This window comes from Corynebacterium lemuris (assembly GCF_024919295.1).
Lineage (GTDB): Bacteria > Actinomycetota > Actinomycetes > Mycobacteriales > Mycobacteriaceae > Corynebacterium > Corynebacterium lemuris.
Window position 1 is genome coordinate 1 of sequence record NZ_JANWTC010000012.1, and the last position, 18,845, is coordinate 18,845.

At 64.8% G+C, this 18,845-nt stretch carries 15 protein-coding genes; 13 read left to right on the forward strand and 2 right to left on the reverse strand.

Annotated elements, in window-relative coordinates; all coding sequences use genetic code 11:
* Window positions 1-141 precede the first annotated feature (141 nt).
* Window positions 142-2,208: a bifunctional copper resistance protein CopD/cytochrome c oxidase assembly protein gene (locus NYP18_RS12955; RefSeq protein ID WP_259428629.1), complete on the reverse strand. Its 2,067-nt coding sequence runs from the start codon at window positions 2,206-2,208 to the stop codon at window positions 142-144.
* Window positions 2,209-2,519: 311 nt separating this feature from the next.
* Here NYP18_RS12955 and NYP18_RS12960 point away from each other — a divergent pair, with 311 nt between their 5' ends.
* The 5 genes from NYP18_RS12960 (at window position 2,520) to NYP18_RS12980 (ending at window position 8,911) form a co-directional block, all read left to right on the forward strand.
* Window positions 2,520-3,080: a copper resistance CopC family protein gene (locus tag NYP18_RS12960; protein ID WP_259428630.1), complete on the forward strand. Its 561-nt coding sequence runs from the start codon at window positions 2,520-2,522 to the stop codon at window positions 3,078-3,080.
* Between the two features lie 177 nt (window positions 3,081-3,257).
* Window positions 3,258-3,617, forward strand: a complete 360-nt coding sequence (cmtR, locus tag NYP18_RS12965) for a Cd(II)/Pb(II)-sensing metalloregulatory transcriptional regulator CmtR (protein ID WP_126121946.1) — start codon at window positions 3,258-3,260, stop codon at window positions 3,615-3,617.
* A 4-nt stretch (window positions 3,618-3,621) separates the two neighbouring features.
* Window positions 3,622-5,595 (forward strand): heavy metal translocating P-type ATPase, encoded by a 1,974-nt coding sequence (locus NYP18_RS12970; protein WP_259428632.1) that lies wholly within the window; start codon window positions 3,622-3,624, stop codon window positions 5,593-5,595.
* Window positions 5,596-5,659: 64 nt separating this feature from the next.
* A complete protein-coding gene (locus NYP18_RS12975; protein ID WP_259428633.1) occupies window positions 5,660-6,700 on the forward strand; it encodes an SURF1 family cytochrome oxidase biogenesis protein in 1,041 nt (346 codons plus the stop codon).
* 123 nt (window positions 6,701-6,823) lie between these two features.
* Window positions 6,824-8,911: a heavy metal translocating P-type ATPase gene (locus NYP18_RS12980; protein WP_259428634.1), complete on the forward strand. Its 2,088-nt coding sequence runs from the start codon at window positions 6,824-6,826 to the stop codon at window positions 8,909-8,911.
* Window positions 8,912-9,038: 127 nt separating this feature from the next.
* On the opposite strand, the gene NYP18_RS12985 is transcribed toward NYP18_RS12980, so the two are convergent.
* The gene (locus tag NYP18_RS12985) at window positions 9,039-10,025 is read right to left on the reverse strand and encodes an IS481 family transposase (RefSeq protein ID WP_126121950.1); all 987 of its coding nucleotides are present in this window, start codon (window positions 10,023-10,025) and stop codon (window positions 9,039-9,041) included.
* Window positions 10,026-10,484: 459 nt separating this feature from the next.
* Between NYP18_RS12985 and NYP18_RS12990 the strand changes: the two genes are divergently transcribed.
* The 8 genes from NYP18_RS12990 (at window position 10,485) to NYP18_RS13025 (ending at window position 18,840) form a co-directional block, all read left to right on the forward strand.
* Window positions 10,485-10,763, forward strand: a complete 279-nt coding sequence (locus NYP18_RS12990; protein ID WP_126121951.1) for an SHOCT domain-containing protein — start codon at window positions 10,485-10,487, stop codon at window positions 10,761-10,763.
* 849 nt (window positions 10,764-11,612) lie between these two features.
* Window positions 11,613-12,344, forward strand: coding sequence for a M23 family metallopeptidase (locus tag NYP18_RS12995; protein ID WP_126121952.1), 732 nt, complete (start codon window positions 11,613-11,615; stop codon window positions 12,342-12,344).
* A 144-nt stretch (window positions 12,345-12,488) separates the two neighbouring features.
* Window positions 12,489-12,821, forward strand: coding sequence for an ArsR/SmtB family transcription factor (locus NYP18_RS13000; RefSeq protein WP_259428635.1), 333 nt, complete (start codon window positions 12,489-12,491; stop codon window positions 12,819-12,821).
* A 98-nt stretch (window positions 12,822-12,919) separates the two neighbouring features.
* Complete coding sequence (locus NYP18_RS13005; RefSeq protein ID WP_259428637.1) at window positions 12,920-13,621, forward strand: DsbA family protein; 702 nt, start codon at window positions 12,920-12,922, stop codon at window positions 13,619-13,621.
* Between the two features lie 9 nt (window positions 13,622-13,630).
* Entirely contained in the window at window positions 13,631-14,284 is a 654-nt protein-coding gene (locus NYP18_RS13010; RefSeq protein ID WP_259428638.1) for a vitamin K epoxide reductase family protein, read from the forward strand.
* Window positions 14,285-14,582: 298 nt separating this feature from the next.
* Entirely contained in the window at window positions 14,583-16,208 is a 1,626-nt protein-coding gene (locus tag NYP18_RS13015; protein WP_040355493.1) for a cytochrome ubiquinol oxidase subunit I, read from the forward strand.
* Window positions 16,209-16,210: 2 nt separating this feature from the next.
* Window positions 16,211-17,212, forward strand: a complete 1,002-nt coding sequence (gene cydB / locus NYP18_RS13020; protein ID WP_003847484.1) for a cytochrome d ubiquinol oxidase subunit II — start codon at window positions 16,211-16,213, stop codon at window positions 17,210-17,212.
* A 5-nt stretch (window positions 17,213-17,217) separates the two neighbouring features.
* Window positions 17,218-18,840, forward strand: coding sequence for an ABC transporter ATP-binding protein/permease (locus NYP18_RS13025; protein WP_040355498.1), 1,623 nt, complete (start codon window positions 17,218-17,220; stop codon window positions 18,838-18,840).
* Window positions 18,841-18,845: the final 5 nt, after the last annotated feature.

Consider the following 18,845-nt stretch of genomic DNA (forward strand, 5'->3'; position numbering starts at 1 on the left):
ACCGCCCTACGGCCTGGGCCAACGATTTTCGTAACACTGCCTAGCTGACCTACCTAGAAATCGGGCACGGCCAGGGGCAATCCGGGCAGGACTGTAGCCACCGGCGGCGTCCCGGCCGCTCCTGGCGAAATCCCACCGGTACTACTTGGCGGGCGGGGACAGGGAGGGTGTACCGGTTCCTCCGGTGTCGGGGGTGGCCACCTCCTCGACACCCCGGGTGCTGTCGCCCCTCCCCCGCAGCTGTCGGCTGAGCAGAAAAGCGACGAAGGCCAGCGGGAGGACACCTGTGGCCCAGGCCAGGACGGCGGCGCGTTGGTCGGCGAGCAGGTCCAGCTCCCAGGGCAGGAGTAGTGAGCGGTAGAACGCCTGGCCCAAGATGGTGTCGAGCTGGAGGAGGTAGACGCCGAAGGGCAGGTGGACCGGCAGGGAAGCGATCAGCCATCCCAGGCGGACCGCGGCTGGGCGGCGGTGCGGAAGAGGATCAGGTCCACACATCCCCCAGAAGTAGAAGCAGCCGGAGACCAGGAGCACGGTGTTCATGATCAGATGTCCTGCGTGCTCGGAGATCAGCAGCTCATAGAGCGGGATGAGCAGGTACATCACGTAGAAGAAGAATAAGAACTGCATGGTGTTGACCACCGGATGAGTGATCATCGCCACCAACCGGCTGCGGGTGAAGGCACACACCCAGTCATGGATGCCTGGCCGGCCGGCCGGGTCGGAGTCATAGGCGGTCATCAGCAGGGTCAGCGGGGCGCCGAGCACGAGGAAGATGGGGATGACCAGCGACAAGATCATGTGACCGAGCATGTGCATCGAGAAGCTGGCGGGCATGTTCATCCCGATCCCTGAGCTCATCGTCGCCAGCAGGGTCACACATCCGGCCAGCCACCAGGCGGTGGAGGTGGTCGACCAGGTTCTGCCGGCCTGGTGGGTGCGCCACACCGCGTAGAGGTAGCCGGCGGCCAGCAGCAGAGCGAGGGTGCCAAAGAGCAGGTCAAAGCGCCACATGCCCCACACGTTGAGGGCGGTGGGTTTCTCGGACAGCTCGTAGCCGAGCTCGGTGGCCATCTGTGAGAGGTTCGGGATGCGCGGTGGCGGCGGCGGGGTGCGCCCCATCGTGATAGCGATACCGGTGACCGCGGCCATGACGAGGATCTCGACGATGGCGACCTGGCGGAACAGGCGGTGATCAGTGGGATCGGCCTGCACCTGCGGGATGACCCAGGCCCGGTGGATCCAGCCGAAGACACCGAGGATGATCACGCCGATGGTCTTGGCGACGATGATCAGCCCATAGCGGGTGGTCAACAGGTCGGTCAGCTCGATACGGATGGCAGCGTTGACCAGCCCGGACACGGCCATGATGATGATCGAGACCAGGGCGATCGTCGAATAGCGGCGCAGTGCGATATTCAGGTCAGGTCCCAGGCGTCGTCCGTGAGCGAGCAGGGCCATGAGCCCGCCGATCCAGATGACCAGGAAGATCAGGTGCCACAGGTAGGAGTTGGTGCCGTGGTCGTGGTCACCGCCCGAGGAGGAGTGTCCCGTCAGGCCGAGGGGGATGATCATGAGGATCGCCCCGAGCAGGAGCAGGGGTTGGGTGATCCACGCCCGGCCCATCAGGCCCGTAAGTCCGGTGACCAGGGCAATAAGGGCCACGATCAGCCACACCTGGGCCATGGCCACCTGTTGGAGGGCCACCACCAGGGCCTCGGGACCCAGTGTCTGGGCCAGGGGTGTGCCGGAGACATCCGAGAGCACCAGCGGGATCATCAATAACGCAACAAGCCCGAAGCAGAGGGCCGCGACCGCACCGGTACGCGAGGCCAGGTGCCCGTCCACACTCAACGAGGCCTGGTGCAGGCGGGCGTTATCACCGCCGGGCAACCGGGGGGAGATGAGGAAGGCAGAGAACAGGAAGGAACCGGCCGACAGGGCAGCGAGCATCCAACCGACCGCGCGGAAAAACGGCAACCCGAAGGTGGTCGCGATGCCCGGGTCGGGGATCCCCAGGGCCGCGAGGGATTCGCCGAGGAAGCTGTAGGCGATCGTCCCGCCGATGACACCGGCGACACCGAGGAAGAGCAGGTACAGCGGCCACGTGGGGCGTACCCGCTCCTGTGGTCGACCCCCGGTGGGGGGAGCCTTCCCCGCCGTTGTATCCGTGACAGGGGGGATGGTGGTGTCGTTTACCGGGTGGGTCATCTGTGTCCATTTCGCCGTCCAAGCCGCCTCCGCTCTCCTGATGCGTTCGGAAGCTGGCGTGGGGTTCACCCTAATGGGGCCGGCGGGTGTTCGTATAAAGTGCCCGCCCTCCGGCCGATCCGTCCGGTGCACCCCTGCGGGGTGCACCCTGCTGTGGGTAACAACACGTGGTGAACGCGGCGTCGCCGGGAACTTTCCCCCCGTCCGTTCCGACCAGTCCCTTAGTGCCTCCCGCAAGCAGGTGCCTTAGTCGCTCACATCCGGTTGAAGAATCAGCCCAGTCCAGGAGGACGTTCGTGATCATCTCCCCCATGCCCCCTCGTCGTGTCATCGCCGCTGTGGTGGCGGTCGGTGCCCTGAGTGTCGTAGCCACCCCGGCTGCCCTCGCGCATGACTCGGTGATCGGTGGCAATCCCGCCGACGGTGAGGTGGTCGAGGAGTTCCCGCGCAGCATCGAACTGGAGTTCTCGGGGCTTCCCCAGGAGGGTTTCAGCACCGTGGCCATCACCGATCAGGATTCCGGTGACCTCCTGTTCAGTGGTGAGCCGACCATCGAGGATCGACTGGTGACCCTCGACCTGCCGGCGGATATCAGTGGTGGGCCAGGCGACTACACCGTGGGTTTCCAGATCCTCTCCTCCGACGGCCACGCCACCCGCAGCTCAACCACCTTCACCGTCGCCGGCGACGCGGCCGCTGCCACCACGGGTGACGCCGAGCCGGTGGAGGAGACCCCCGCTGCCGAGAACACTGCCGAGGAAGACACCTCCGGATGGAGCGATCTGATAGTCCCGACCCTCGTGGGACTGGCCGTCTTCGGGGCCATCGCCGGTGCCGGTGTCCTGGTCGTCCGACGTCGTGACGCGCGTTAAAGAGTGAAAGAGGCACCCTGTACGTCCTCCCGTGCAGATGTGCCATGCCACGGGCCCCTCTTCCTGCCTCCGGAGGTATTTCAGGACCACACCCCACTTGATGCTGGCCCGGTACCCGAGGATGACTCCGCCGGGGGATGCTTGCAGATTAGTCATTCACCACTGTATGGTCAGCCTATGCTGACCATTGTTTCCCGTCTCGATGTGATGAACCGCCTGGGTCGTGCCATGGCCGATCCCACGCGGTCCCGGATTCTGTTGTCCCTGCTCGATGCCCCGAACTATCCGGCGCAACTGGCCCGGGAACTAGGGTTGACGCGCTCAAACGTCTCCAATCACCTGACGTGCCTGCGGGACTGCGGGATCGTGGTCGCCGAGCCAGAGGGGCGGCGCACCCGCTATGACATTGCTGATGCCCACCTGGCTCAGGCCTTGACCGCTCTGCTGGAGACCACCCTGGCCGTGGATGAAAGCGCACCGTGCCTGGACCCGTCCTGCCCGGTTGAGGGTTGCTGCGACGCTACAGAGGGGCGGTAGAACAATGGACGCCTGTTGCGCGCCCGCCACGGCCACCGCGACCCGAGACCATGAGGAGCCCACCCCGTGGTGGCGTGACCGCGCCATCCTCATCCCGGTGGCTTCCGGACTGACCCTGCTCCTCGGCCTGATCCTCGAGTGGTTTATCCCCGGGGCCGGGTTGGTGGCCACCGCCTTGTTCTGGGTCTCCCTGCTGCTGGGTGCCTCCCAGTTCGTTCCCGGGGCCCTCACGGGACTGTTTACCCGGGGAAAGCTGGGTATCGGGTTGCTGATGACCATCAGCGCCACCGGTGCGGTCCTGCTGGGATTCATTGAGGAGGCCGCCGCCCTGGCCTTCCTCTACTCCATCGCCGAGGCGCTGGAGGATAAGGCGATGGACAAGGCCCGTTCGGGCCTGCGCGCCCTGCTGACCCTCATCCCCTCGACCGCCACGATCGTCGCTGCTCACGGGGGTGCCCGCACCGTACAGGTCGAAGACCTCGTCCCCGGGGACATTCTGCGCCTGGCCGCCGGGGAACGCCTGGCCACCGACGGGGTGGTCCGCTCAGGTCACAGCAGCCTGGATGTCTCGGCGATCACGGGCGAATCCATCCCCGTCGAAGTCGGGCCCGGCGATGCGGTGCTGGCCGGATCCATCAACACCTCCGGCGCCCTCGAGGTCAAGGCCACCGCCGCCGGCACGGACAACTCCCTGACCACCGTCGTCAAGCTGGTGGAGCAGGCCCAGAACGACAAGGGCCGACGGGCCCGGATCGCTGACCGTCTGGCCCGCCCCCTGGTGCCCGGGGTCCTCATCCTGGCCATCCTCGTGGCCGTCATCGGTTCCCTGCTCGGTGATCCCGGTGTGTGGATCGAGCGTGCCCTGGTCGTCCTGGTGGCCGCTTCCCCGTGCGCGTTGGCGATCTCGGTGCCGGTCACGGTGGTCTCGGCGATCGGGGCGGCCAGTAAATTCGGTGTGGTCATCAAATCCGGCGCCGCCTTTGAACGCCTCGGCGGCATCCGGCATCTGGCCCTGGACAAGACCGGCACCCTGACCCGCAACCGACCCACCGTCACGGAGGTGCTCACCACCGGGGGAGTCAGCCGGGCCGAGGTCCTCGACTGGGCGGCGGCACTGGAGGCTCACTCCACCCATCCGCTGGCCGCGGCGATCACCGCCGCCGCACCCCACCCTCCGGTGGCCCAGCAGGTTTCGGAGGCCGCCGGCCAGGGCATTACCGGAGTCATCAACGGAACCCGGATTGCCGTGGGTAGCCCCCGCTGGCTTTCCCCTGGGCCTCTGGCCACCGAGGTGGAGTCCCTGGAAGAACAGGGCATGACCGTGGTCATCGTCCACCGCGACGACCAACCCGTCGGGATAGTCGGGGTCCGCGATGAATTGCGCCCCGAAACCCCCGAGGTCATCAGGTCACTGACTGCCGAAGGCTTCGGGATCACCATGCTCACCGGCGATAACACCCGCACCGCCCAGGCCCTGGCTGTCGAGGCCGGCATCCAGGACGTCCGTGCGCAGCTGCGCCCGGAGGACAAGGCCCGGGCCGTGGCTGACCTGCATGAGCGGGGTCCGGTGGCGATGATCGGCGACGGCATCAACGACGCCCCCGCCCTGGCCTCGGCAGACATCGGCATCGCCATGGGTGCCAGGGGCTCGGACGCCGCTATCGAGTCCGCGGACGTGGCGTTTACCGGCGATGACCTGCGCCTGATCCCCCGTGCCTTGCACCATGCCCGCCGGGGACGGGCCATCATCAACCAGAACATCGTCCTGTCCCTGGCGATCATCATCGTTTTGCTCCCGTTGGCGATCACCGGCGTGCTGGGACTGGCGGCGGTGGTTCTGGTCCACGAGGTGGCCGAGGTCATCGTCATCGCCAACGGTCTGCGGGCCGCCCGCACCCGGCATCCCGACCTCAACCCGGTGGCGACGGCCACGGTTCCCACGGATGAGGATGCGCACGGAAAGACCCGGGTCTACTAGTGTTTTCACCCATCAGCACACTGGAAAAGAATGCATTTTCTCACCGGACGGGGAAGTAGAAGTCATGGCCGTGAGCAGCACACATGAGCACAGGTACGAGCGGGCCCCGCAGAAGAAGGGCTGGAGGACATTCCTCCGTCCCGGCTGGGTGTTCGGTGTCCTCGCCATCATCACCTTCTCCTATTTCTCCTTTACCTTTCTGGCCCCGTGGCAGCTGAGCAGGGACGGTGCCATCGTCGAGCGCAACGATCAGATCGAGGCCGCCTTCGAGGTCGAGCCTGTCCCCGCCGAGGAGGTCTTCGACGCCCAGGGCGGCATCGAGTCTGAGGAGGAATGGGCACGGGTCATCCTTGAGGGCCACTATCTGCCCGAGGATGAGGTCTTGATGCGCAACCGTCCGGTCGACTCCTCCCCTGCCTTCCACGCCCTGACCCCCTTCCAGCTGAACTCCGGTGAGGTGATCCTGGTCAACCGTGGTTTTCAACCGCCGTTCGAGGGCGGTGTCCCCCCGATGGACACCCCGCCGACCGGTGAGCAGTCCATTCTCGGCCACGCCCGATTTGCCGAGCAGACACCGATGTCCCCGCCGATCGAGGACCAGGGCTACCGCCAGGTCTACGGCATCAATACCGAGCAGATCGCCGAGGTGACCGGCACAGATCTCGCACAGGACTATGTGCAGCTCGCCGAGGGACAGGCCGGGGAGATCAACGCCATCCCGGTGCCCATGCTCGACCGCGGCTCACACCTGTCCTACGCCTTCCAGTGGATCGCCTTTGGCATCATGGCCCCGCTCGGCCTGGGCTACTTCATCTGGGCGGAGCTGAAGGAACGCCGCCGCGTGCGCCGCGAGGAGGCCGAGCTTTCCGTCGACGCCGCATCCGCCGAGCAGACCACGGACCGACAGGACGGTGACACGGATTCCGGCACGATGGGCACCCTCCGCACCACCCTCCTGGAGAACGACACCCCTGGCCTCGCCCCTACCGGAACCACCACGTCCGCATCCTCCGGTGCCCGTTCACGCATGTTGCACGACCGCTACGGTGACAGTCGACCGGATCACTCCCGGAAATTCGCTCGTCGCCAGCGCGAGCGGTTCTAACCGTGGCCTTCCCCGCAGCACCGTTCGACCCGCCTCACACTTGCGTGGGCCGTACCAGACCGGATGCCATCAAGCATTTTCAATAAGCTTTCAATAAGGGGTTTTCCCGGCTAGGCTACAGGCATGAGCACGCCCGACCACGGCCATGACCCCGACCAGCCCCATGCCCCGAATGGATCCCCCACAACCCTGACACCGACAGCGCCGACCACCCCTACCGACGATCATGCCCACGGTTCCGCACGCTGGGAGTTGGGGTTTTCGATCGCCGCCGGCGTGACTTACGCCGGTGGGATGATTGCGCAGTTCGCCTTGGGGTTGCCGATGGTCGGATGGCCGTTGGCGTTCTTTCTCGCCACCTACTTCTTCGGCGGGTTCTTCACCATCCGCACCGCGATCTCCTCCACGCTGCGGGGGAAGTTCGAGGTTGACTTCCTCATGCTTGTCGCCGCGGTCGGCGCTGCCCTCATCGGCCGGTGGGCGGAGGGAGCGGTGCTGCTGTTCTTGTTCAGCCTCGGCCACGCCCTCGAGGAGTACGCCCTCAGCCGCGCCAGCAAGTCCATTGAGGCCCTCGCCGAACTCGCCCCCCGCCACGCCCTGGTGCGCCGCGGTGATACCGAACCCGTGGAAGTGCCCGTGGAGGAACTCGTGGTCGGAGACATCGTGGTCATCCGCCCGAATTCCCGCATCCCCTCGGACGGGTTCGTGATCTCCGGGATGTCCGCCGTTGATCAATCAGCGGTCACGGGCGAGTCGATCCCCGTGGAGAAGGAACCGGTGGCCGACCCACAGCGGACGATGCACATGATCGACACCCTCCCCGCTGTCAATCGAGTGTTCGCCGGCACCGTGAACGGGTCCGGCGTGCTCGAGATCGAGGTCACCGCGACCGCCGCCGACTCAACGCTGAGCAAAGTCGTCGAGCTCGTTCGCACCGCCGATCAGGCCGCGTCCCCGACCCAGCAGTTCATCGACCGGTTCCAGCGCTGGTACGTGCCCGCCGTGATCCTCGGGGTCATCGCCACCTTGTTGGTGTCGATGTTCGTGTTCGCGCAGCTGTTCTCCGACGCTTTCTACCTCGCCATGACCGTGCTCGTCGCCGCGAGTCCATGTGCTCTCGCGATCGCCACCCCAGCCGCGGTCCTGGCGGGTGTGGCTCGCGCTGCCCGTGCCGGCGTGCTCGTCAAGGGCGGTGCCCCGCTCGAGACACTGGGCCGAGTAAAGGCGATAGCGTTCGACAAGACCGGCACCCTCACGTGGGGCGCGCCCCGAGTGACCTCACTGGCTCCCGCCAACGATACGTCCGAAGCGGAACTGATCCCCACACTGGTGGCGGTCGAATCGCTCAGCGATCACCCCCTCGCTGCCGCGATCGTCCGCGACCTTGCCCCCCGCGTCCCGGAGACCGAGCGGTTGGTGGCCACCGATCTCTCTGCCCTCACTGGACGCGGCATCACTGCGACGATCGACGGAGAACGGGTGGAAGTGGGCAACCTCCGCATGTTCGACGAGCAGCAGCTTAAGCTGCCTCCTTCGCTGGCCGAGGCCTACACGAAGGCCCGCGACTCGGGGCAGACGTTGATGGTGGTCCGTCGCGGTGACCGCTTCCTTGGGGTCGTCGGAGTGATGGATGCCTCCCGCAACGAATCTGCCCAGGTGCTCAGCATGCTCCGGGACACAGGGGTGGGCCATCTGATCATGATCTCCGGCGACAACCAGCGGGTGGCCGACGCGGTCGGCCGGGAAGTCGGCGTCGACACGGCGATCGGAGAGCTGCTCCCCGAGGATAAGGTCACCCACATCACGGGCCTGGCCAAGACATACCATCCGATCGCGATGGTCGGCGACGGTGTCAACGATGCCCCCGCCATGGCCCGCGCTGATGTCGGCATTGCGATGGGTGCCGCTGGATCGACGGTCGCGCTGGAGACCTGTGACATCGCGTTGATGAGTGACGACCTCGGACGCGTCCCGTTCGCTGTCCGGCTGAGCCGGGCGACTGGCCAGATCATCCGGCAGAACCTCATCGCCAGCCTCGCAGTCGTCGTTGTCCTCATCATCGCGACCTTCCTCGGGTTGAATATCGGCGCCGTCGTGCTCATCCACGAGGGATCCACTCTCATCGTCGTCGCGAACGCGCTGCGCCTGCTCAACTTCCAGAAGGGCAAGGAACACGCCGGCATCGACCACGAAGATAAGCCCACGCACTGACGCTTCCCCCTGCCAGTCACCAGTGGGGGCAGTTTCGAGAACAGTCCGAAGCCGCGTTCACCCTCAGGCCAGCGAAACCGTCTCTGACCTACTATCGACTCCGCGTGACAGTGTCATACCTCGGCGCCTAGCTGTACTGACCGGGGAGGTTAGTTAACCGGCTCACCGGTGGCTGACCTCCGCACGCGGAATGGGGCCGGTGGTGATTGGAGTCATGGATCCACCGGCCCAACGCGTTTCTCCGCTCTTGCTCGGACAGGTAGTGCTTCGCGTAGGCCCACCCGTCGGCCATCGTCCGGTGGAACCGTTCGACCTTGCCGTTTGTCTGCGGGCGGTAGGGCCTGGTCCACTTCGGCGTGATCCCCAACTTCCCGCAGGTCTGAGCCCACAACCGCGACCGGTAGGCGGAGCCGTTGTCGCTGATCACCCGGGCCACGGTGATCCCCCGGTCGGCGAACCAGGCCGTAGCCCGTTGAAGTACCCCGGCAGCGGTGACAGCTTTTTCATCGTCATGGATCTCGGCATAGGCCACCCTGGAGTGGTCATCGATGACGGTATGGACGAAACAGTGCCCCATCTTCGGGTTGCGGTGGGCGCTTTTTGGTTTGCCCGGGGTGGCGGCCCGGTGGCGGTCACCCTGTTGGCGTCCGACAAACCGCCAGCCACCCCCATCGGGGATCTGCCCGAACTTGGTGACGTCGACATGGAGGAGATCACCCGGGGCATCGTGCTCATAGCGGCGCACGGTTTCCCCGGTGGCGCGGTCGGTGTACGACAGGCGGCCCAGCCGACACCGCCGGAGGATCTGGTGCGCGGTCGAGGGGGCGACCCCACACAGCACACCCAACTGCAGGGGCCCGAGGCGTTTGCGCAGGCGCAGGGACACGATCCGTTGGACGACCTTTTTCGGTGTCTTTGTCGGGCTGGTGTGCGGTCGGGAGGAGCGGTCAGCCATGGATTCCCCGGCCCGGTAGCGATCCGCCCAGCGTTTGACGGTGGGCCAGGAGCACTGGAACCGGGCGGCGACCTCGCTGATGGGGTATCCGTCGTCGACGACGAGTTTCGCGGCCTTGAGACGGTGACGGGGCGTGAGGGCTGCATTAGTGTGGAGCACAGAAGACCTCCTGTGTGGCTGGGTTGGATTAAGGCACTTCCCATTCCACACGGAGGTCTTCGTCATGTCAGCGGGTCACACAGATCCGACCAACGTCTCCGGTCAGTACACCTAGCCACACACATCCTCCGTAAGGTAAAGGCAGGCAAACGACTTCTGCCCCTGACAGCAAGAATCGTCTGACGTGATCATTCAACTGCCCTCCCCTGCAGATAAAGACAGCCACCCAGGATGAGTTCCTGCATGTCCTCTCTGATGAAGAATTCGTGAAGATTCTCGCCCCAGGCTGGCTTTATGCCTCATTCTCCTCAATAGTCGAGGTAGGAGAACATGCCACCTATTCTGGTGGCCACAGGCAGAAGAAGAGCTGCTGGCGGTACTGATCCGGAAAATTCGGAAGGCCTGGCGTTCCCCCGGCGACGATGGTCAGCTGCTCGGGAAACCCCGAAGGAGTGAAACATGCACTGGGATGGAGACCACATGGGGGGTTGGGGCCTGGGAATGGGCTGGTTGGTCCTGGCCCTACTCGTGCTCGGTATCGTGGTCTTGATCATGATCATGGTCGGCATTTTCCGCGGCGGAATAGGACGAGGCCCAGGAGGCGATGACAGGGCTCAGGGACCGGAGCGCAATCGGGCACGAGACATGCTCGATGAGCGCTATGCCCGAGGTGAGATCGACGCCACTGAGTACGACGAGAAACGGCGGCGTCTTGAGAACCGTAAGGATAAAGACTAGGCCCTGACGCCACTCAGCCGAGGACAATGGGCCCGGGTGGAATCCGTCTCCAAGACCGGGTTGCCCTGGGCCCCACCCATCCGCCTCTTCTCCCAGGTCTCTGGTGGCGACGGCGCGGGCATCCTCGTGGGAGGAGACCTATGGCAGCCGGAAGTACTTCACAGCCAGGACGGGCTACTGCAGGTGAAGATAGTTGCCGCCCAGCAAGAGGTGGATATCCGCGGATGTCAGGCTCAGGTTCTGGCTTATAATGGCACGATTCCGGGATGGACCTAGCGGGTGAGCCCCGGGGACTAGTTCATCCTAGAGCGGTTCCTTTTTTCGTGCCTTACGCGGTGACGATGCTCCTCCGGGAAGCCTTGGTCGCTTCCCGCGGTTACGGCACCATGTACGCCGCGCTGGCTGGCGTCGCCATCATCACGGCCGTCTTCTATCACGGGGTCCACCGGCGTAGAGCTGTCTGACCCCCGCTTATCCACGCCACCCCCTCCCCACCTTTCCTTCAAGGCCACACGCTCCCGGGAGCGTGTGGTCTTTGTGATTCGGGGCGCATTTCTCCACTCAGAAACTGGGTCTGAGCTGGAAGAATCCTGACACCCTTCGCCCACGTGCGCGCTAACCTGGGCTTTTTCCCCTGCATACGGCCCGGGATTCTGACAGTCAAATTATAGGCGGACGGGGGGCTTGCATACCCCAAGGCCCGTATGTATGGTTCTGCGAATCAATAACGAAACGGTCACGATGTGCTCACGATTGAGTTATCGCCCAGGCCCGTGCAGCGGGCAGCATGACAGGAGTAGAACCATTTCCAGCCCGAATCAGCGGTCCACTAAGAGCCGCATCGCCCTCATGGCCGCTGCCATCGGCGCAGTCTCCACCGCCGGCATCGGCGGCGCGGCCGCAGCGACTCTGCAGGCCGATTCCGTCCCCGCCCAGAAATCCTTCACCGCCGACTACCAGCTTGCCAACGACTCTCAGCAGGTGCTCTACCCCGAGACCGATTCCGCCCCGCAGATCCTGACCATCGCCGAGCACAAGCCGGTGGACAACCTCGACGAGCAGCTGAACAAGTCCATCGAACTCGCCGCCGAGCGTGCTGCCGCCGAGGCAGAGGCAATCGCCGCCGCTGAAGCAGAGGCTGCCGCTGCTGAGGCTGCCGCCGCGGAGGCAGAGCTGGCCGCGCAGGCTCCGTCCGCCTCTGTGGTCAAGCCGGCCGAGGGCACCTTCACCTCCGGTTTCGGTATGCGCTGGGGCAGCCTCCACGCCGGCCTCGACATCGCCAACGCCGTGGGTACCCCGATTCTTGCCGCCATGGGAGGCACCGTCATTGACTCCGGTCCGGCCTCCGGTTTCGGCCAGTGGATCCGCATCCAGCACGACGATGGCTCCATTGCCGTCTACGGACACATGGAAACCCTCGACGTCAGCGTCGGTGAGCAGGTCACCGCCGGCCAGAAGATCGCCGGCATGGGTAACCGAGGATTTTCCACCGGGTCCCACCTGCATTTTGAGCTCTACCCCACCGGCAGCGGCGCCGTCGACCCTGCCCCCTGGTTCGCCCAGCACGGCATCACCTTCTAACCCCACCCCACCGGCAAGAAAACCCGGCCTTGGCCCTCAGGGCCGCGTCTGTGGCCGGGGTGCCGAACACGCTCCCGCTTATCGGGGGTTAGTGCGCTGAGTGCATTGAGGCTTAGTACAGGGGACTGTGTACTGTCTATCGTTATGAGCACGGTGACCCTGCCTCACATCTCCGCCTTGTCCTGGATGGGCCATGCCCTGTCCGATGACACCCGGACCGGAATTTTGCTGGCCCTGCGCCACGGGCCGGCTCGACCGTCCGAGCTGGCCCGGCAGTTGGCTGTCTCCAAGCAGGTGATGTCGAATCAGTTGGCCTGCCTGCGCGGATGCGGACTGGTGGTCTCCACCCCGCAGGGGCGCAACGTCTGGTATTCGCTGGCTGATCCTCGGCTGGGTCACGCCTTGGGCGAGTTGCTTGAGTTGGTGGTCACCATTGATCCGACCTGCTGCTCGCCGGATGGATGCACCTGTTCATGACCCTCCCAGGTAGAGGGCTTCGTCGGCAGGTTGCCGGGCGACCCTGGGCCTGCTGCCTTGACACCCCTGATTCCCACCAGAGATAGAACGGAACCCTCGTGAGCACTCCCACCAACCGCACCACCCGGCCGTCCGGGAACTGGAGAAAAGCCCGGATCATTGTCTGGGCATTGCTAGCCGTCGTCGTGATCGCCGGGATCGTGGCCTTCCTCATCGGCCGGGCGGACTCCACTTCTGCGCCCACCCCCGAAACTGTGGCCAGTGATGCGGGCCAGGTGGTGAGGGACAACAGTCGGGTGCTGTCCCAGGCGCCGAACGAGAAGGCTGTGCTGGTGGAGTTCCTCGACTTCGAGTGCGAGGCCTGCCGAGCGGCGTACCCCTTCGTGGAGGACCTGCGCGCGGAGTATTCCGACACCGTCACCTTCGTCCATCGTTACTTCCCGCTGCCGGGCCACCGCAACTCCATGCCGGCGGCCGTGGCCGTGGAGGCCGCCGCCCAGCAGGGCCAGTACGAAGCGATGTATCACCGCATGTTCGAGACCCAGTCCGAGTGGGGCGAGTCCTCGGAAGACCACAGTGCGGTCTTCCGCGGCTTCGCCGAGGACCTGGGCCTGGACCTGGCCGCCTATGACGCCGCTATCGCCGATCCGGCCACCGAGGCACGGGTCCAGCTCGATGTGGCCGACGGCACGGCCTTGGGTGTGCGCGGCACCCCGACCTTTTTCCTCGACGGCCAGCTTTTGACTCCGGACTCCCTGGAGCAGTTCCGGGCCGAGGTCGACGCGGCCGCCGCCGACTAACCCGAACCCATGACGCACCCACCCACCGCCGAAGACGAAACTGAGGTTCTCGTGACCGAGACGAACACTGATACCTCTCTACCGACCGTCGCCCGGGACCGTCCTTTCGCCCTCATCCTGCTGATCACCGGTGTGATCGGATGGGTGGCCTCGGGCATCCTGGTGCTCGAACGCCTGGCCCTCTACGAGGACGCCGAACATGTCACCACCTGCGACATCAACGCGTTAGTTTCCTGCGGAAAGGTGATGGGCACCTGGCAGTCCGAACTGCTCGGCTTCCCCAACCCCCTGATCGGCATCGTCGCTTTCGCCGTGGTCATCACCACGGCGATGGCCATGCTGTCCGGGGCCCGCTTCGCCGACTGGTACTGGGGGGCTCTGCAGGCAGGGGTGACCGTGGGCCTGCTGTTCATCGTCTGGTTGTGGTACCAGGCCCTGTTCGTCATCCACATTCTCTGCCTGTACTGCATGGTGGTGTGGGCCATGATGGTTCCGCTGTTCATCCTGCTTACCGTGCGCAACCTCGCTCATGGGCTCTTCCCCGCCTCCCCGGCTGTGGTGCGGTTTTCCTCCCAATGGGCGGGCACCCTGATCGCCGTGATCTACGTCGCCGTCGCAGCCTCGGTGTTTGTCAGCTTCTACTCCGATTTCACCAGCCTCTGACCTTGGCGAGCGGCCACTTCCCAGCGCCGGTGATTCCGGGGCCATGTGTGACGCAGGCCCAGACCTGGGGTGACCTGCATCAACTCGAATGGGCTTCGGGTGGGGACCTTCGTCACGTTCTCGGAACTTTCCGTTCAGCCGGACCGACAACTTGGGTATACCTGAATTTAGATCGGGTGTCGGCAGGAATCGCGAGCCGGGAGTGTGTGAGGCCAGTTCGCCGCGCCTGCCGGAAAAGAAGCTGTCGCGGTGGCGATGAGTTACTGTGCCGGTTTTTCAACTGCGAAAGGCATACGCTGTGGATCTTGTCGATGTCTCACGCTGGCAATTTGGCATCACGACTGTCTATCACTTCATTTTCGTCCCCCTGACCATCGGACTCGCTCCGCTGGTGGCAATCATGCAGACGGCCTGGCATCGCACCGGTAAAGATATGTGGTACCGCGCCACCCGGTTTTTCGGCACGCTGTTCCTGGTCAACTTCGCCATGGGCGTGGTCACCGGCCTTGTCCAGGAGTTCCAGTTCGGCATGAACTGGAGTGAGTACTCTCGCTTTGTCGGCGATGTTTTCGGTGGTCCGCTCGCCCTGGAGGGGCTGGCAGCTTTCTTCTTTGAGTCCATCTTCTTGGGCATTTGGATCTTTGGTTGGGGAAGAGTCCCCCGCTGGATACACCTGGCGTCCATCTGGATCGTCGCAGCCGCGACTAATGTCTCGGCCTACTTCATCATCGTGGCGAACTCCTTTATGCAGCACCCGGTGGGGGCGGCGATGAACTACGAGAACGGTCGCGCGGAACTGATCAACGTCTGGGAACTGCTGAGCAATCCGGTGGCCCTGGTGGCCTTCCCGCACGCGGTGGCCGGTTCCGTGCTTGTGGCCGGCACCTTCGTCGCTGGCATTAGTGCGTGGTGGATGGTGCGCGATCGTCGTCACGCCGCAAAGACGGGCGAAAACGCCGAGGATGCCGGGCAGTTGTGGCGGCCCCTGCTGCGCATGGGACTGTGGGTCACATTATTGGGGATCGTCTCCGTTTCCATCACCGGTGATCTGCAGGCCAAGGTGATGTTCGAGGTCCAGCCGATGAAGATGGCCTCCGCGGAGGCCCTTTGCTATACGGAGGAGGACCCGTGGTTTTCCATCTTGGCTATCAGCACGTTCAACGACTGCAACTCCGTCTCCGAGATTTTCAGTGTGCCCTGGGTTCTGTCATTCCTGGCCGGCGGCCAATTCAGCGGTGTAACGCTGCAGGGTGTCACGGACCTGCAGGCCCAGGCCGAGCAGCTCTACGGTCCGGGCAACTACTCTCCGAACCTGTTCGTGACCTACTGGTCCTTCCGTCTGATGATCGGCTTCATGGCCGCCTCCATCCTGGTGGTTATCGTCGGTTTCTGGTTGACCCGTAAGAAACGCACCACCGACAGGCGGTGGTTCGCCTGGCTGGGTCTCATCGCGATTCCGTTCCCCTTCCTGTCTAACTCCGCCGGCTGGATCTTCACCGAGATGGGGCGCCAGCCCTGGGTGGTGTACCCGAATCCTGACTTCGGTCCGGAGAATAGCCCGAACGGGGAGAACGACATCCACCTGATCGTGGACTTCGGGGTGTCCAACCACTCGGTGGCCACCGTCTGGATTTCCCTGATCGCCTTCACCCTGATCTACGGCATCCTCGCCGTGGTCTGGTTCTGGCTCATGCGCCGCTTCGTGGTTGCCGGGGCACTGGCATCTGGCGCTTCCGAGAACATCGTCGAGGACACCTACGGGCCGGACGCCGAGGAGCTAGAACCGCTGAGCTTCAACGCCGACAGCTCCGACGACTTCCCCAGCGCCGAAGAGTCCGAACCCGCCGACCGGGGTTCCGCAGCTGTCACCACGAAACCACGCCGACAGCGTGATGAGCGCACCGTTGATGAGAAGGGGAATTGATCATGGATCTGCAGACCTTGTGGTTCATCGTGATCGCTTTCCTGTTCGTCGGTTATTTCGTCCTGGAGGGTTTCGACTTCGGTGTCGGTATGCTTCTGCCCTTCCTGGGCGGTGACGGTGAGGAGCGTGCGCGGCGTCGCGACGCGGTGGCCACTAGCATCGGACCGGTGTGGAACGGCAACGAGGTGTGGCTTATCGTGGCGGTGGGTGGCATGTTCGCAGCCTTCCCTGAGTGGTACGCCACGATGTTTTCCGGTTTCTATCTCCCGTTGCTGCTCATTTTGCTCTCCCTAATCCTGCGGGGCGTCGCCCTGGAGTGGCGCGTCAAAGTCGACACCCAGGCCTGGCGGGACCGCTGCGATATCGGGTTGGCTATCGGCAGTTGGGTGCCAGCGATTTTTTGGGGTGTAGCCTTCGCCAATATCGTCCAGGGCGTGGCGATCGACGCCAACCGGCAGATCGATTCCAGTCTGACCGCGATGTTTGGCCTGTTCAATCCCTACGGTCTGCTGGGAGCGGGGACCTTCGTTCTGGTGTTCATGGTGCACGGCGCGACCTTTTTGGGGCTCAAGGTGCACGAACCGTTGCGCAGCCGGGCCCATCGCCTAGCCCAACGGCTGACTATCCCGACAGCCGTGGTGGCCGTCGGGTTCGCGGTATGGACTCAGCTGGCACATGGTGATCCCGTCATCTGGATCGCGGTGGGTGTGCTCGCACTGTGCGTGCTCATCGGTTCGGTGGCCATCATGCGGGGCCACGACGGCCTCGCGTTCGCGGCCACTGCCGTGGCTGTGGCCACCCTGGTGGTGCAGATTTTCGTCACCTTGTTCCCGAACGTGATGCCTACCTCCCTGCCGGGCGGGGTGTCTCTGGACATCTATAACGCCTCTAGTTCGGACTACACGCTGGTCTTTTTGTCCTGGGGTGTGCTGATCCTGGTGCCGTTCATCCTGGCCGCTCAGGGCTGGACCTTCTGGTCCTTCGCCAAGCGGATCACGGTGTGAGCCGCGTGCAGGGACCCATTGACCCCAGACTCCTTGCTCTGGTTCCGCCGGTGTGGGGCCTGATCCTGCGTACCGGCGTTCTGCAGGCGCTCACCACCGTGTTAGTGCTCGCCCGCGGGGTGCTCATCGGCTGGATCGCAGCCCGCGTCATCTTGGACCGCGGCGCCGACTGGGACGTGCTGACCTGGCCAGTGGTGGCACTTTTCGTGGTCATTGCTGTCCACGGCGTCGTGTCCGGTCATGCGCAACGCGCCTCCTCGGAGAGCGTCGGACGGGTCGTGGATACGCTGCGGGCCAAGGCTCTGACCGCGTTGCGACGCCGCGATCCCCGCCGCGTGCAGGAGGAATCGGCCCACTGGCGTGAGGTACTCACCGACGGTATCGAGGACTTCCGGCCCTACTTGAGCGAATTTCTGCCCTCGCTGGTCGCCGTCGTGCTGGCTACTCCGGCCGCTTTGGTGGTGGTGCTGGTGGCGGACCCGGTCTCCGGAATCTTGGCGCTGGTGACGGTGCCGCTGATCCCGGCCTTCATGGTGTTGATCGGCAAGCTGACCGCCGCGCATACCCGACGCCGCCTGGAGGTGACCGCTGCTTTGGGCGGGCAGCTGGCGGATCTACTCTCCGGCTCGCTAACGCTGCGGGCGCTGGGAGCCATCCGTCATCCGAGTAGGCAGCTGCGGTCCACGGGGCGTCGCCATGAAAAGGCCACCATGTCGGTGCTGCGCCTGGCATTCCTCTCTTCCTTCGCCCTGGAGTTCCTGGCCACCCTCGCGGTGGCGCTAGTTGCTGTGAGCATCGGGCTGCGCCTGGTGGACGGGAACATGGAGTTGACCGCCGGGCTGATCGCGCTGATCGTGGTCCCGGAGGTGTACAACCCGATCCGGCAGGTGGGTACGAACTTCCACGCCGCAGCCGATGGGCTGGCCGCCGTCGAGGAGATCTTGGAGCTGCTGGATGAGGATGCCAAAGCAACCGACACATCCGGGGCCGGAGCGGACCACCGCGGCCGGACCTATCTGACCCACCGCGAATCACCTGGAGACGCCCAACTGACGGTCACCGGCCTCAGCGTGAGAGGCCGCGACGGCATGAAGCCGGAGAACTTGAGCTTCACCGCCGAACCTGGGACGATCACCGTGTTGTACGGCGACAACGGTTCCGGAAAATCCACTGTGTTCCTCGCCGTCCTGGGCGCGCTGCCGGATGATCTGGTCACCGGACGGGTCGTCGCTGCGCCGTTGGTGCGCACGGCCTATCTGCCGGCCCGGCCGGTACTGGTGCAGGGCAGCGTAGAGGACAACCTCGTGCTGCTGGGTGCGGAGCGTGGGCCGGCCACCGAAACCGCTCGGAACCTGGGCTTCGACGTGTCGCTGGAACGCCGCCTCGGACCGGCGGGGGAAGGCATCTCGGCGGGCCAGGGCCAACGCCTGGCCCTGGCGCGCACCCTGGCGGGCGGCACCGGCCCCACGCTGTATCTGCTGGATGAACCTAGCGCGCACTTGAGTCCGGAGCTGGTGGAGGCCCTCTCCGCTGAGCTGCGGCGGCGTGCAACGGCCGGACACACGGTGGTGGTGGCCAGTCATGACGTCCGGCTGGCCGCGATCGCGGATGAGGTGGTGTACCTGTGAAGTCC